The organism is Nocardia sp. NPDC051981 (assembly GCF_040680715.1).
In the GTDB taxonomy this organism is placed as follows: Bacteria; Actinomycetota; Actinomycetes; order Mycobacteriales; family Mycobacteriaceae; genus Nocardia.
The window spans coordinates 66540-80268 of the sequence record NZ_JBFAXK010000002.1 but is presented as its reverse complement, the minus strand read 5'-3'; the positions used below and the strand labels follow the sequence as shown (position 1 = coordinate 80268).

Genomic DNA, 13729 nt, shown 5'->3' with positions numbered 1-13729 from the left:
ACATGCTTTCCTGGTGACTCCGCAGACGGAAGCCCGCGCCCCGGAACTCGATTCGATCGTGGTCGCGCCGATGTCCTCGCCCGACGACGCCCGCGCCTTCAAGGACCTGAACCTGGAGTGGATCGAGACCATCTTCTCGGTCGAGCCCGCCGACCTGGCCACCCTCGACAATCCGCAGGCCATCGTCGATCACGGCGGCGAGGTGCTGATCGCCCGGCTGGACGGCGAGGCCGTCGGCTGTGTCGCCCTGGTCCAGGAGGAGCCGGGTGTGTTCGAACTGTCGAAAATGGCCGTGTCGCCGCGCTTCCGGGGCCGCGGCATCGGCCGGGTGGTGCTGGCCACCGCCATCGAGCGGGTGCGCGATCTGGGCGCGATGGAGTTCTTCCTGGCCAGCAATGCCCGGCTGGCCAGTGCCGTGCACCTGTACGAGGCCATGGGTTTCGTACACGTGCCGCCCTCGGAGCTGCCGCCCAGTCCCTATGACCGGGCCGATGTGTTCATGCGGTATCCCCTGACCGCCTGAACCGGCGCCCGGCTATCCCTTGCGGACCAGGTCGTAGATGTGCGCGGTGCGCGCGGCGATCCGGTTCCAGTCGAAGGCGCCGATCGCCCGGTCGCGGCCGGCCGCCCCCATCGCCGCGGCCGTGACCGGGTCCGCCGCAACGGTGTTCACGGCGCGGGCCAGGCCGCGCTCGTAGTCCCGGGGCGCGGTCTCGTCATAGTGGACCAGCCGCCCGGTCTCCCCGGGCACCACCACCTCCGGAATCCCGCCCACATCCGAGGCCACCACCGCGGTCCCGCACGCCATGGCCTCCAGATTCACGATGCCCAGCGGTTCGTACACCGACGGGCACACGAAAACCGTTGCGGCCGCGAGCACCTGCCGCACCAGCTCGGTGGGCAGCATCTCCTTGATCCAGAACACGCCGTCGCGGTCGGCCCGCAGCGCCCGCACCGACGCCGCCACCTCGGCCTCCATGGCGGGTGTGTCGGCGGCCCCGGCCAGCAGCACCAGCTGAATGTCCGGATCCAGATGCCGAGCCGCGGCCAGCAGATGCGAGACGCCCTTCTGCCGGGTGATGCGCCCGACGAATGCCGCGATGGGCCGCCCCTGGGACACGCCGAGTTCGGTGAGCACGTCCCGCGAGCCGGACGCGGGACCGCCCGGATGCCAGACGTCGGCGTCGATGCCGTTGTGCACCACGTGGACTTTGGCGGGGTCGATGTCGGGGTAGGCGGCGAGCACATCGGCGCGCATGCCCGCGCTCACCGCGATGACGGCGTCGGCGTGGGTCATGGCATTGTGTTCCGACCACGAGGACAGCCGGTAGCCCCCGCCGAGTTGCTCGGCCTTCCACGGCCGTCGCGGTTCCAGTGAATGTGCGGTCAGCACGTGCGGAATCCCGTACAGCTCCCCGGCCAGATGCCCCGCGAGCCCGGTGTACCAGGTGTGCGAGTGCACCACGTCGGCGAAGCTCGCGGCCTCGGCCATGCGCAGCTGCGCGGACATCATCTGCAACGCGGAATTCGCCGCGTAGAGCATCGGATCCGGTTGGTGCACCACGGCATCCGCGCGCGCGACCCCCATGCAGTGCACGGTGACATCGCACAGCCGCCGCAACCGCGGTACAAGTTCGGTGACGTGCACTCCCGCCCCGCCGTACACCTCCGGCGGGTATTCGCGGGTCATCAGGGCCACTCGCAGTCCGCGAGCTCCGTCCGCGCGGTAACTCACCGGTCCAAACTAAACGTTAGCCAGCGGGCTAACCAATCGAGGTGGCCCGCAAGATCGCGATGAACACGGCACCAGCTGGACATTCCGTGTTCGGGCACAACCGGTAGTTTCAGGGGTGTGAGGAGCCAGCCGCACGTACTCGGGATCGTGCTCGCCGGTGGCGAGGGCAAGCGACTCTTTCCGCTCACCAAGGACCGCGCCAAGCCCGCGGTTCCCTTCGGCGGCGCGTACCGGCTCATCGACTTCGTGCTGTCGAACCTGGTGAATGCGGGTTACCTGCGCATTTGCGTACTGACGCAGTACAAGTCGCATTCGCTGGACCGGCACATCTCCCAGACCTGGCGGCTGTCGGGCTTCGGCGGGGAGTACATCACCCCGGTGCCGGCCCAGCAGCGGCTGGGCCCGCGCTGGTACACCGGCAGCGCGGACGCGATCATGCAGTCGCTGAACCTGATCTACGACGAGGACCCGGAGTACATCGTGGTCTTCGGGGCGGACCACGTGTACCGAATGGATCCGGAGCAGATGGTGCAGGCGCACATCGACTCCGGTGCGGGCGTGACGGTGGCGGGCATCCGGGTGCCGCGCAGTACGGCGAGCGCCTTCGGCTGCATCGATTCCGACGAATCCGGCCGCATCATCGGCTTTCTGGAGAAGCCGGTGCATCCGCCCGGAACCCCCGACGATCCGAATGTCACCTTCGCGTCCATGGGCAACTACGTGTTCAGCACCAAGGTACTGGTGGACGCCATCCGCGCCGACGCCGACGACAACGACTCCGACCACGACATGGGCGGCGACATCATTCCGAGCCTGGTGCGGTCGGGCGCGGCCGCGGTCTACGACTTCTCCACCAATGTGGTGCCCGGCGCGACCGAGCGCAGCCGCGGTTACTGGCGCGATGTCGGCACCATCGACGCCTTCTACGAGGCGCACATGGATCTGGTGTCGGTGGATCCGGTCTTCGATCTCTACAACAAGCACTGGCCGATTCGCGGTGCGGCCGAGAATCTGCCGCCCGCCAAGTTCGGCCGCGGCGGCCTGGCCCAGGAGTCGATCGTGGGCGCGGGCAGCATTCTGTCGGCGGCGACGGTGCGCAATTCGGTGCTGTTCTCGAATGTGCTGGTGGAGGACGGTGCGACGGTGGAGGGCAGTGTGCTCATGCCGGGCGCGCGGATCGGCCGGGGTGCGGTGGTGCGGCACGCCATTCTGGACAAGAACGTGGTGGTGACGGAGGGCGAGATCATCGGTGTGGATCTGGACCGGGATCGGGAGCGTTTCGCGGTGAGCAATGGCGGCGTGGTGACCGTCGGCAAGGGCATCTGGGTCTGACTACCAGGCGTTTCAATCCATCCGTCCGAGCGAGCGACCCGGATAAGAGTGGACATCCTGCCGATGCTGGTCCGAAAATCTGTGCATGGAGCGCCGCCGCCGACGGGCCGCGCGGGAGGGATCACCATGCGCCGTCCGGCACGTGTCGTCACCGCCATCACCTGCCTCACCTTGACCGCCCTGCTGTCCGGATGCGGTAGGTCCGGCACCCCGGTCGCCGGTGAGCTGGATGTCCGCACCCTGGACACCGGGTCCTATCCGGTGAACCGCTACACCTACGACCGCGACAACGGCGGCAAGGGCAACACCCTCGAGGGCATCCGCATGACCGCGGCCGTCGCCCCGGCGGTGAAGATCGACTCCCATCTCAATATCGGCCGCGGCGGCGTGGTGCTGTCCACGGTCGACGATGTGGTGAATGTCAGCCACCTGTCCTCCGCGGTCAAGGGCGTGCTGACCAACCGCGGCTTCGTGGCCGGTTTCGCGGCCAGCGGCTCGGACCGCGAGGACGTCAACGACAATCCGGATCCGAACGGCACCACCATCACCACCCGCGTGCTGCGCTTCCCCTCCGCCGACAATGCCAAGCTGGCCGCCCGCGAACTCGAGGACGCCGACTTCAATGTCGCGCTGAACGTGAACCAGAAGCTCACCCTGCCCGACTATCCGGACGCCTACGCGCACTGGCGGCCGGGCGTGCCGAACATCGGATTGACCATGGCGCGCAAGGACTTCGTGATCTCGCTGTTCATCCTGCGCCCCAGCGCCGATCAGAGGGATCTGCTGTCCTGGGCCAAGAAGACCCTCGACGCCCAGGTCCCGACGCTGGACGCCTTCCAGGAGACCCCGAACGACCAGATCTCGCAGCTGCCGGTCGATCCCGATCGCCTGCTGGCCCGCACCCTGGTGACCGACCGCGACCACAAGACCGTCGATCCCGACAACTTCGCGGTGTTCCCGGCCAATTGGCTCATCCTGCCCTCCGACGACATGGCCTACTGGACCAAACTGGTGTCCGATGGCGGTGCGGACGAAATGTCCAGTGCCGACGGTAATTTCGTCATCCGGCTGCGAGATGGCAAGGCGAGCACGGATTTCGTGACCGGCATGATCAGCAACCTGCAGGAGTCCGCGACCAGCGGGCCGGACAAGGTGCCCGACGCCAAGTGCGTGCACCGCACCTCGGACAAGACGCCGAGCCGCTGCTACGTCAGCTACAAGCAGTACGTGGGCGTGGTGAACGGGACCAGTGATTCCGACGCCCAGAAGAAGGCGGCCGCGCAGTACGCGCTGCTGGCCAACAGCCTGTAGCGAATCCGTTGCGGGCGACCAGTCCTTCGACCGGGTCCACCGTCCGGAAGGTGGCGCGACCGTCCGCGGCGAGCCGGAATTCGGCGATGCGCCGCCACTGCCCGGCCTCGCGGAAGTACAACCCGACCACGGCCGGGATCCGCTGCCCCATGAGTACCCCACTCGTCGAACTATTCCCGTGGAGTATCCGCGCCGACGGTCCGGAAACCTCGATACGACCGTTCAGTTCGGATACCCGGGCACGGGAGTACGCGCACCGCAGAACGGTTCACACGTACTGGTCGTCGTGGGCACGTACCGCGACGCGTGGTCGTCGAAACGGGCTCCGCTGATCAGTAGCAGTACCAGTAGCCCCAGGCAGATGATGCTGCCGAAGAAAACCAGTGCGGGCCAGAGCCATCCGGCCGGTAGGTGTACCCCGAGGGCCAGTCCCTCGAACATATCCCCCACCTCCTAGCAAAAATCGATCCCCCTCTGCTGTACCACCGCGTCACCGGCCGAATCCAGACCTCAGCACTGCCCCTGCACCGCCCACCCCGCCCGATCGCCGTACCCGCACCGGCAACCGGGGATTCGCTGTCGCAAGGCCATGATGGCGGATATACGAACGGCCGCCCCCGATACCCGGGACGGCCGTTCGCGGAGGGTTCGCCCTCAGGCGGAGTGGAGATCTCGGCGGCGGAACGCGATCAGCCCCACCGTGAGCAATGCCACGTCCACCAGGAGCAGAATGACCAGCGGGGTGCCGGTGAACGGTTCGCCGGGCAACTTCGGCGCGTGCTCGAAGGGGTTGAGATCGCGGAACCATTGCGGCGCACCGGCCAGTGAGCCCAGCAGGAAGACGGCGATCGCGGCGGTCAGGAAGCCCCAAGCGACCGTGGTGAAGCGCGGCAGCAGGCCGAACAACACGACGGTGAGGCCCACGAAGGTCCATACCGCGGGCACCTGCACCAGCGCGGCCCCCATCGTCCACCCCACCTTGCCGCCGACATCACCTGCGGCACGGCCGTAGATCAGGCCCGCGAGCAGACCCGACACCGTCAGCGCCAACACCGGGCCGAGCAGCGCGAAGGTCAGATGCGAAGCCACCCAACGGGTTCGGGAGACCTCGCCGGTGAGTACGGTTTCCGCGTGCGCGGTGCTCTCCTCGGCGTGCAGCCGCAGGGCCGCCGACACCGCGTAGGCGGCCGCACCCACCGCGACCATGGTGAAGGCATAGCTGATCAGGGACTTCTCCAGCGATTCCGAACCGCCCATGCGGGTGATCAGATCTCGAATGGTCTGACTACTGCCCAGCTGATCACCGACGCCATGGGTGACGCTGCCGATCATCAACCCGTACAACCCGAGTCCGACCGTCCAGGACAACAACATCCCGCGCTGCAGCCGCCAGGCCAGTCCCAGCGGACCGGCCAGCGCGGACCCGGCCACCAGCGCGCCGGGCCGTTCGGCGATCAGACCCGCACCCGTATCGCGGTGTGCCAGAAGGTAATACGCGACGACGGTCAGCACGACCGCAGTGAGCACGTGCAGCCCCAGCACCGCGAAGTGGTCGCCCGCGAACGGCCGCACCTGCAGCGACCAGCCCTGCGGCGCCATCCAGGTGAGCGGGCTGGTCGGCCCGGCCGCGGAGCGCACGTCACCGATGGCCCGCAGCGTGAACGTCACGCCCAGCACCGCGAAGGCGATGCCCCGCGCGGTCCGCGCGCTGGCGGACAGCTGGGCGGCGACCGCCGCCACCGAGGCGAATACGATGCCCGACCCGGCCAGCGCCAGCCCGAACGCCAACGATCCCGACTTCGGCACGGACGTGCTCGCGATGCTGGCGTATCCGATCAATCCGGTGAGCAGGGCCCCGCCGTAGGCCACGATCAGCGCGGCGGTCAGTCCGGCGAATCGCCCGACCCGGGTGGAAGCCAGCAGCTCGGTGCGCCCGGTCTCCTCGTCGGCGCGGGTGTGCCGGATGACGGTGAGGATGGTTGCCACGGCGATGAGCGTGTAGAACATCCCCGCCTTCCAGATACCCGCCGCACCCAGGCTGCTGTCGTTGTATATCGGCCCGTACATGGCCAGCTCGGCCGGGTTGGACAGGACGCCGTTGGCGAAATCGTGGAAGTCGGAGGGCTGGTGGTAGAGCTTCTGGATACTCTTGACGTACACGCTGCCCAGCGGCAGCGACAGCAGCAGAATCCACAGCGGCAACACGATCCGGTCGCGCCGCAGATACAGCCGCAGCAGCTTCCCGGTCCCGGTGAAATCCGCCGCGAATGCCGGTGTTTCGAAGGTGCGCGGCGCAGCGGCGGTGACGGCGGTCATTTCGACACCTTCTCGCGCTCGTCGGCGGAAGCCTGCCCGTCGAGCGAATAGTGGCGCAGGAACAGTTCTTCCAGCGTCGGCGGCTGGCTGACCAGGCTGCGCACCCCGGCGTCGCCGAGCACCCGGATGAGCTCGCCGAGGTGCTCGCTGTCCACCTGGCAGTGCAGGGTGTGGTCCTCGATGCTGATGTCCTCGACACCGGGAATGCGACTGAGATCACCAGGGCTGCCGATCATTTCGGCGGTGATGGAGGTGCGCGACAGATGCCGCATCTCGGCCAGCGTGCCGGTTTCGACGGTCTTGCCCGCTCGGATGATGGTGACCCGCTCACACAGCCGCTCCACCTCGGACAGGATGTGGCTGGACAGCAGCACCGTGGTGCCGCGCGCTACCGCCTCGGCCACGCACTCGTTGAACACCTGCTCCATCAGCGGGTCCAAGCCGGAGGTCGGCTCGTCCAGCAGGAGCAGCCGCGCGTTCGACGAAAAGGCCGACACCAGAGCGACTTTCTGCCGATTGCCCTTGGAATAGGCGCGCGCCTTCTTGCTCGGATCCAGCTCGAACCGCTGGATGAGCTCGGCCCGGCGCCGCTGGTCGATACCGCCGCGCATGCGCGCCAGCAGGTCGATGGTCTCGCCGCCCGACAGCGACGGCCACAACGTGACATCGCCCGGCACATAGGCGATATCGCGATGCAGTGCGACCGCGTCGGTCCACGGGTCCCGCCCCAGCACCACGGCCTCGCCGGAGGTGCGGGTCAGAATGCCCAGCAGAATGCGGATGGTGGTGGACTTCCCGGACCCGTTCGGCCCGAGGAAACCGTGCACCTCCCCCTCGGCGACCTCGAGGTCGAGACCGTCCAGGGCTCGCACCTGCCCGAAGTTCTTGTGCAGATCCCGGACTTCGATCACGGGATTGGCAGGAACGTTCATCGAATCTCCTTGTAGGAAAACGACGTTGATGGGTTATTGCGCAGTACTGGTCAATGCGTCCAGCGCCGTGGAATCGGTGAGCAGGCCGTGGGTGTAGATCTCCAGCGCGGGCAGCATCATCCGGTCGGCGTATTCGCGCAGCGCCTTGCGGAAGTCGATGGGACCCGGCTGTTCGGCCGCGTAAAGCTGCAGGAACATCATCATCCCGCCGCCGTTGTTGGTGGCCACGTAACGCGCGGTGGCCCGCACGTCGCGCATCGGCTTGATGGACCCGCCCGCGACGCCCGCGCGCAGGTACTGCTCGGTGTCCTCGACCATGTGCTCGAAGAAGGTCTTCATCAGCGACCCGCCCGCCTGAAAGCTGCGCATCAGGTAGGCCATGCCCGGGGCGAACTCCTCGATCTCGGCCAGCTGGCGCATGAGCCCGCCGGGCGAGGGGTTCTCGATGTACTCCATCTTGGCGGCCCGGATCGTTTCCCGGACCCACTCGTCGCACGCCTCCCGCAGCCCGTCCTTGGACCCGAAATGGTGATTGACCAGCCCGGCAGAGACTCCCGCCGCGGCCGCGATGGCCCGCACGCCGACCCCGAACCCTTGCTCCCCGAACACGGTGATCGCGGCGTCGCGAATCCGGGCCCGGGTTGTCAGATCGTCGGTTGAACGCATGTTTAATACTCTAAACACGTGTTCAAGCGGAGGGCAAGGGCCTTTCTGCTCGAGCCGCGAGGATTTACGAAATCCAGACGTCCGGGCACTTCGTCACCGGAGACTTTCCGCACCAGGAAAGCCCTTCTGCCGCAGTTGTTGCCACGCGAACTATCGCCGCGCGGAATGCCGCGGCGGAATCGAATTCCACACCGGGCGTTGAGTTTTCACCCGCGCGAAGCGCTGAATCTCACCCGCGCGCAGCGCAGAGCAGCCCGTCGCCGACCGGGATCAGCACACTGGTCAAGTCCGGATCCTCGGCGATCGCGCGGGTCGCCGCCCGCACGGCCATGGTCTGCGGGTCGCGCTGGGCGGGGTCCGGGACCCGGCCTCCGAGCAGGGCATTGTGCAGCAGGATCGCGCCGCCGTCCCGCAGCAGCCGCACCGCCTGCTCCACATACTGCGGGTGCTCGAGCGGCGCGGCATCGATGAAGACCAGGTCGTAGGCCCCATCGGCGAGCCGCGGCAGCACATCCAGGGCCCGCCCGTTGATGAGCCGGGTGCGCGCCGGCGCGATCTCGGCCGACCGGAACGCCTCGCGGGCCGCGCGCTGATGCTCGGGCTCGGAGTCGATGGTGGTCAGGGTGCCGTCCTCGCGCATGCCGTCCAGCAGCCACAGCCCGCTCACCCCGGCCCCGGTGCCGACCTCGACCACGGCCCGCGCCCCGAGCAGCTGGGAATACATGCTGAGGAGCGCGCCGACCGCCGGCGCGACCGGGGCCGCGCCGAGTTCGAGGGCGCGCTCGCGCGCACCGACGAGGATGTCGTCCTCGGCGACGGATTCCTCCACGTAGGCGAGGTTGCGCTGCAGGTTCTGTGCCGCGGGAGTCTGGCTCACGAAGTAGAGGCTAATGGCGATACACCGGTAAGGCGTGGCGGTGACCGGCTGGTGTGGCGATTTTTCTCAGGTGTCCCTCAGCCTCTGCATACAGCGGCCACATCACAACCGACCAGAGTAATGCTCACGCCAGGCCAGCGACCGCTGGCTCGGAATCGGGAACAGCTGATCCGGCAGATTGGTTGTCCCCGATATCGGGTCCACGGTCCCGAGTAGGAGGTAACCCCATCCACATGGTCGACGCGGCGCGTGAACACGCCAACACTCTGCACCCGCAGATCAAGCCGCTGGACAGCGACACCACGCTGGACAGCGACCTTCTCCTGTCCCCCGCCGATGACGAGGCCGCCCTGTCCGGGACCGCAGCCTTCGACGCCACCGGCGATCGCTCCGTGATGCCGACCTGGGACGAGCTGGTCCGCGAGCACGCCGATCGCGTGTATCGCCTGGCCTACCGCCTCACCGGTGATCCGCAGGACGCCGAGGATCTGACCCAGGAAACCTTCATCCGGGTCTTCCGGTCCCTGCAGAACTATCAGCCCGGCACCTTCGAGGGCTGGCTGCACCGCATCACCACCAACCTGTTCCTGGACATGGTCCGCCGCCGCAACCGCATCCGCATGGAGGCGCTGCCGGAGGACTACGACCGGGTGCCCTCCGAGGGTCCGGGTCCCGAGCAGGCCTATCACGACGCCAACCTGGATCCGGATCTGCAGTCCGCGCTGGACTCGCTGGCCCCCGAGTTCCGTGCCGCGGTCGTGCTCTGTGACATCGAAGGTCTGTCGTACGAGGAGATCGGCGCGACGCTGGGCGTCAAGCTGGGTACCGTGCGCAGCCGCATCCACCGAGGACGTCAGGCACTGCGCGAGCACCTCGAGCATAATGGGATTGAGCGGCGATTCGCCGCCACCGAAAACGTCGGGTGAGCCGCGGGCACTGCGCCCGCGCTTCCTGGACACCACGCCCGCGGGCAGGTGTCGCCCGAACAGCTCGAGTCGTCCGGAAGGGTGTGCAGCGTATGAGTGGCGAGGACCGACCGCACCGTCGTCCCCCGCGTTTCGCCCCCACCGAGCATCTGGCCAGTGAGGCCATCGCCGCCTACGTCGACGGCGAGCTGCGGATGAACGCGTACCTGCGTGCCGCCCACCATATTTCCGTGTGCCGCGAGTGCGCGGCCGAGGTGGATGCCCAGCAGCAGGCCCGGATCGCGCTGCGGCAGTCCTCGGATCAGATCTCCGCGCCGCTGAGCCTGCACGACACGCTCAGCCGGATTCCGCGGGCGTTGCTGCAGGAGTGCGGCAATCACCAGACTCCCGACCCCGCCGACCGCGATCGGGGTCCGCTGGCGCGCGGCATGAGTTCCTTCGGCCTGCGCCAAGATTCGTTCGACAGCAGGCGGTGGACCTCATGGTGGCGCAAGTAGAGTCCATAGCGTGACCACCGAATCGAAGAACACGGGCCCCGGGCCCGAGCGGGATGCGGTTTCCGATTCGGCGGCCAATCGGGGGAACCTGAGGCCGTCGGACGCACCGGTGCTGGGGCCGCGGCCGGTCCTGCGGCCACATGTGGACACTCACACCGCGCGTGCCTTCCGCCGCCCGAACGGTCAGCACGGCTCGTTCGCGGCGCGGCCGGCGGGTGCCGCGGGGGCGGCGCCGCAGGGGGATACCGAGATTCAGAATCGCCCGCCGGACGCGGTGCTGGCGGAGGCGTTCGGTCGTCCGGAGGGCTCGACCGACCTGTTGCAGCGGGACCCGGAGGCGAAGACCGAGACGACCGCCCCGGCCGCGCCCGCCGATCCGTGGCGGGACCCGAATTCGGCCGCGCGCCTGGGCACTCCGGCCGTGGCGCAGGCCCGGCCGCAGGCGCTGACGCCCGGACCCAAGCTGGGTGCGCGGGAGGTGCTGTTCGGTGGCCGGGTGTCCTGGCAGGCGCTGGCGCTGCTCGCGGTCATCGCGGCGGTCATCGGTTTGCTCGGCGGGTTCGTCGGGGCGTTCGCCGGCTCGTCGACCTCCGCGCTGACCTCCCGCAAGGTGGCGCTGCAGTCCGCGCCCGCGGCCAGCGAATCGCACAACCAGATCACCAAGGTGGTCAATGCCGTCATGCCCGCGGTGGTCACCGTCCGGGCGTGGCTGGGCGACACCGGGTCCACGGGGTCCGGCGTGGTGATCGACGGGGCCGGCTACATCGTCACCAACAACCACGTGATCTCGCTGGCCGCCAATGACAAGTCGGGCAAGGCCAAGCTGGATGTGGTGTTCTCCGACGGTTCCCGGGTGCCGACCCAGATCGTGGGCCGCGACACCAAGTCGGACCTGGCGGTGCTCAAGGTCGACGTGAAGAACCTGTCGGTGATCCAGCTCGGCAGTTCCAATGACGTGCAGGTCGGCGACGACGTGCTGGCCCTGGGTTCGCCGCTGGGTCTGGAGAAGACGGTCACCTCCGGCATCGTGTCGGCGCTGCACCGGCCGGTGAAGGTGGGCGGCGAGGGCACCGACACCGATGCCACCCTGGACGCCGTGCAGACCGACGCCGCCATCAACCACGGCAACTCCGGTGGCGCGCTGGTGGACATGCAGGGCCGGCTGATCGGCATCAACTCGGCCATCAAGTCGGAGAGCGGCGGTTCGGTCGGCCTGGGCTTCGCGATTCCGGTGGATCAGGTCAAGCGGATCTCGCAGGCACTGATCCGGGACGGCTCGGTGCACCACCCGCGGCTGGGAGTCAGCGCCAAGACCAAGATCGTCGCCAATGACGTGATGAGCGGCGCGGCGGTGGCCGATGTGCAGGCCGGTAGCCCGGCGGCCAAGGCGGGCATCGTGGAGGGCGACGTGATCGTGAAGGTCGGCGACCGTGATGTGTCGGGTCCGGAGGAACTGACGGTTGCGGTGCAGTCGCACGAGATCGGGCAGACCGTGACGGTGCGCCTGATTCGCGACGGCCGCGAGGTCGATGTCCCGGTCACCCTGGAATCGGACTGATGGACCGCGCCTGAAAAATAGAACGACCCAGAGTTCGCGGCCCGCCCCGGTCTGGACTGACGGAGCGGGGGAGCGAACGGCTCCATAGACCTGCGCCTTGGAGGAGCGGAGGAGGGAAGACCGGGGTAACAGGGCCGCGAACCGCCTGGAGCGAAGCGGAAGGCAAAATAGACACTGTGTTCAGCAATATCGGCTGGGGCGAGATGCTCATTCTGCTCGTCGCCGCACTTGTGATTCTGGGTCCGGAGCGTCTGCCCGGCGCCGTTCGCTGGACCGCGCACGCTCTCAAACAGGCGCGCGATTACGCCACCGGCGCGACTCAGCAATTGCGCAATGAGCTCGGCCCGGAATTCGACGAGATCCGGAAACCGTTGGAGCAGTTGAACGAACTGCGCAGTATGAATCCGCGATCCATGGTCACCAAACACCTGCTCGACGGGGACGACTCGATCCTGAACAGCTTCAATGACCTGACCAGTTTCGACAAGCCGGTGAGCTCCCCGAACAGCGGAAACGGTTACACCAACAGCGGATCCGGCCCGGTTTCGATGCCGAAGGAACAAAAACCGCTGGAGCGCAACGAACGTCCGCCGGTGGATCCGGACGCCACCTGAGATCAAATATGTCGACCGGACTTGACGCATGATGCTGTCCAGCTATCTAGACTGCGCACATGTCGGCCGACGAGGTGGCCCGGGTATTCGCGATCGAGGACAAGGTCGAACGCCTGAAAGCCGCCACCGAAGGCGTGGCAGCCGCGCAGCAGCAGATCAATGAGCTGACTCGCATCCGCCGCGCCGTCATCCGCGAACTGCATGCCGAGGGCTGGACGTTCGCGAGAATAGGTGCGGCCGCGGGACTTTCCCGCGCCCGCATCCACCAGGTGAGTACCCAAGGGCCAGTACCGGAAGGTCTGTTCTTCGGGCACGGACCGCTCACCATCCTCACCCCGGACGTCCGCAGCACGACGCGCGCCATCGCCCTCGTGGGTGCGCCCGATGCCGCGGCGCCGCACCGGCTGGTCGAGCTACTGCGGGAACTCGGCTTCACCGCCAACGTCCAGCGCTTCCTGCCGGGTCGTCCACTCGACCTCGACCGGGACGGCCTGATCGTGCTCGGCGGACCCGAATTGTCGCCCAGTCTGCGGTATCTCGTGGCCGCGGACCCGCGCCTGCGCCGCACGGTGGCGCGCGCCGGGCGGGTACGCCGGGGCATCGAGGACCGGGCCGCCCGGCGCGTCTACCGCCCGGGCGGCACCGAGCCCTACGACATCGCCTATCTGGCTCGCCTCCCTCGCCCGGACGGCAAGGGCAGCGTGCTGGTCATCGACGGCCTGCATCCGCCCGCCTCGCTGGGCGCGATCCGGTTGCTGGCAACCAGACTCGCGACCCTGCACGAGCGCGCGAGCACCCATCCGTTCTCGGCGGTGGTCGGTGTCCGGTACGACCGCTCCACCGGCGAACCGATCGAGGCCGACCTGCTGACGCCGATCTACCGCCACGACCGCTAGCCCGATCCATGGCCGGCATGATGGCGCGCAACGGAATCCAGCGAGGCGGCCCGGCCGAGGGCAGTGCGC

At 68.0% G+C, this 13729-nt stretch carries 14 protein-coding genes; 8 read left to right on the top strand and 6 right to left on the bottom strand.

The window, feature by feature from the left end; all coding sequences use genetic code 11:
- The first annotated feature begins 13 nt into the window (after positions 1 to 13).
- Positions 14 to 523: a GNAT family N-acetyltransferase gene (locus tag AB0L60_RS04285; RefSeq protein ID WP_364607053.1), complete on the top strand. Its 510-nt coding sequence runs from the start codon at positions 14 to 16 to the stop codon at positions 521 to 523.
- A gap of 12 nt (positions 524 to 535) precedes the next feature.
- Here AB0L60_RS04285 and glgA read toward each other — a convergent pair whose 3' ends face one another.
- Positions 536 to 1705 (bottom strand): glycogen synthase, encoded by a 1170-nt coding sequence (gene glgA / locus AB0L60_RS04280; RefSeq protein WP_364608489.1) that lies wholly within the window; start codon positions 1703 to 1705, stop codon positions 536 to 538.
- A gap of 147 nt (positions 1706 to 1852) precedes the next feature.
- On the opposite strand from glgA, the gene glgC reads away from it, so the two are divergent.
- Together glgC and AB0L60_RS04270 are read left to right on the top strand one after the other, a co-directional pair.
- A complete protein-coding gene (glgC, locus tag AB0L60_RS04275) occupies positions 1853 to 3067 on the top strand; it encodes a glucose-1-phosphate adenylyltransferase (RefSeq protein ID WP_354833640.1) in 1215 nt (404 codons plus the stop codon).
- A 126-nt stretch (positions 3068 to 3193) separates the two neighbouring features.
- Positions 3194 to 4378, top strand: a complete 1185-nt coding sequence (locus tag AB0L60_RS04270; RefSeq protein WP_364607049.1) for a hypothetical protein — start codon at positions 3194 to 3196, stop codon at positions 4376 to 4378.
- Positions 4379 to 4600: 222 nt separating this feature from the next.
- Here AB0L60_RS04270 and AB0L60_RS04265 read toward each other — a convergent pair whose 3' ends face one another.
- The 5 genes from AB0L60_RS04265 to AB0L60_RS04245 all read right to left on the bottom strand — a co-directional run bounded on the left by AB0L60_RS04265 (position 4601) and on the right by AB0L60_RS04245 (position 9169).
- Positions 4601 to 4819 (bottom strand): hypothetical protein, encoded by a 219-nt coding sequence (locus AB0L60_RS04265; protein WP_364607046.1) that lies wholly within the window; start codon positions 4817 to 4819, stop codon positions 4601 to 4603.
- Between the two features lie 213 nt (positions 4820 to 5032).
- Positions 5033 to 6694: an ABC transporter permease gene (locus AB0L60_RS04260; protein WP_364607043.1), complete on the bottom strand. Its 1662-nt coding sequence runs from the start codon at positions 6692 to 6694 to the stop codon at positions 5033 to 5035.
- Positions 6691 to 7626, bottom strand: a complete 936-nt coding sequence (locus tag AB0L60_RS04255; protein WP_364607040.1) for an ABC transporter ATP-binding protein — start codon at positions 7624 to 7626, stop codon at positions 6691 to 6693. The genes AB0L60_RS04260 and AB0L60_RS04255 overlap by 4 nt, the downstream gene beginning before the upstream one ends.
- Before the next feature lie 33 nt (positions 7627 to 7659).
- Positions 7660 to 8292, bottom strand: a complete 633-nt coding sequence (locus tag AB0L60_RS04250; RefSeq protein WP_364607037.1) for a TetR family transcriptional regulator — start codon at positions 8290 to 8292, stop codon at positions 7660 to 7662.
- 229 nt (positions 8293 to 8521) lie between these two features.
- On the bottom strand, positions 8522 to 9169 hold the full coding sequence (locus tag AB0L60_RS04245) for an O-methyltransferase (protein ID WP_354833627.1): 648 nt from the start codon (positions 9167 to 9169) through the stop codon (positions 8522 to 8524).
- 233 nt (positions 9170 to 9402) lie between these two features.
- Here AB0L60_RS04245 and sigE point away from each other — a divergent pair, with 233 nt between their 5' ends.
- The 5 genes from sigE (at position 9403) to AB0L60_RS04220 (ending at position 13660) form a co-directional block, all read left to right on the top strand.
- A complete protein-coding gene (gene sigE, locus AB0L60_RS04240) occupies positions 9403 to 10095 on the top strand; it encodes an RNA polymerase sigma factor SigE (protein WP_354833625.1) in 693 nt (230 codons plus the stop codon).
- Positions 10096 to 10187: 92 nt separating this feature from the next.
- A complete protein-coding gene (locus tag AB0L60_RS04235; protein ID WP_354833623.1) occupies positions 10188 to 10592 on the top strand; it encodes a hypothetical protein in 405 nt (134 codons plus the stop codon).
- 10 nt (positions 10593 to 10602) lie between these two features.
- Positions 10603 to 12150, top strand: a complete 1548-nt coding sequence (locus tag AB0L60_RS04230) for a trypsin-like peptidase domain-containing protein (protein ID WP_364607032.1) — start codon at positions 10603 to 10605, stop codon at positions 12148 to 12150.
- Between the two features lie 176 nt (positions 12151 to 12326).
- The gene (gene tatB, locus AB0L60_RS04225; protein ID WP_364607029.1) at positions 12327 to 12764 is read left to right on the top strand and encodes a Sec-independent protein translocase protein TatB; all 438 of its coding nucleotides are present in this window, start codon (positions 12327 to 12329) and stop codon (positions 12762 to 12764) included.
- Positions 12765 to 12823: 59 nt separating this feature from the next.
- Positions 12824 to 13660: a hypothetical protein gene (locus tag AB0L60_RS04220; RefSeq protein WP_354833617.1), complete on the top strand. Its 837-nt coding sequence runs from the start codon at positions 12824 to 12826 to the stop codon at positions 13658 to 13660.
- Positions 13661 to 13729: the final 69 nt, after the last annotated feature.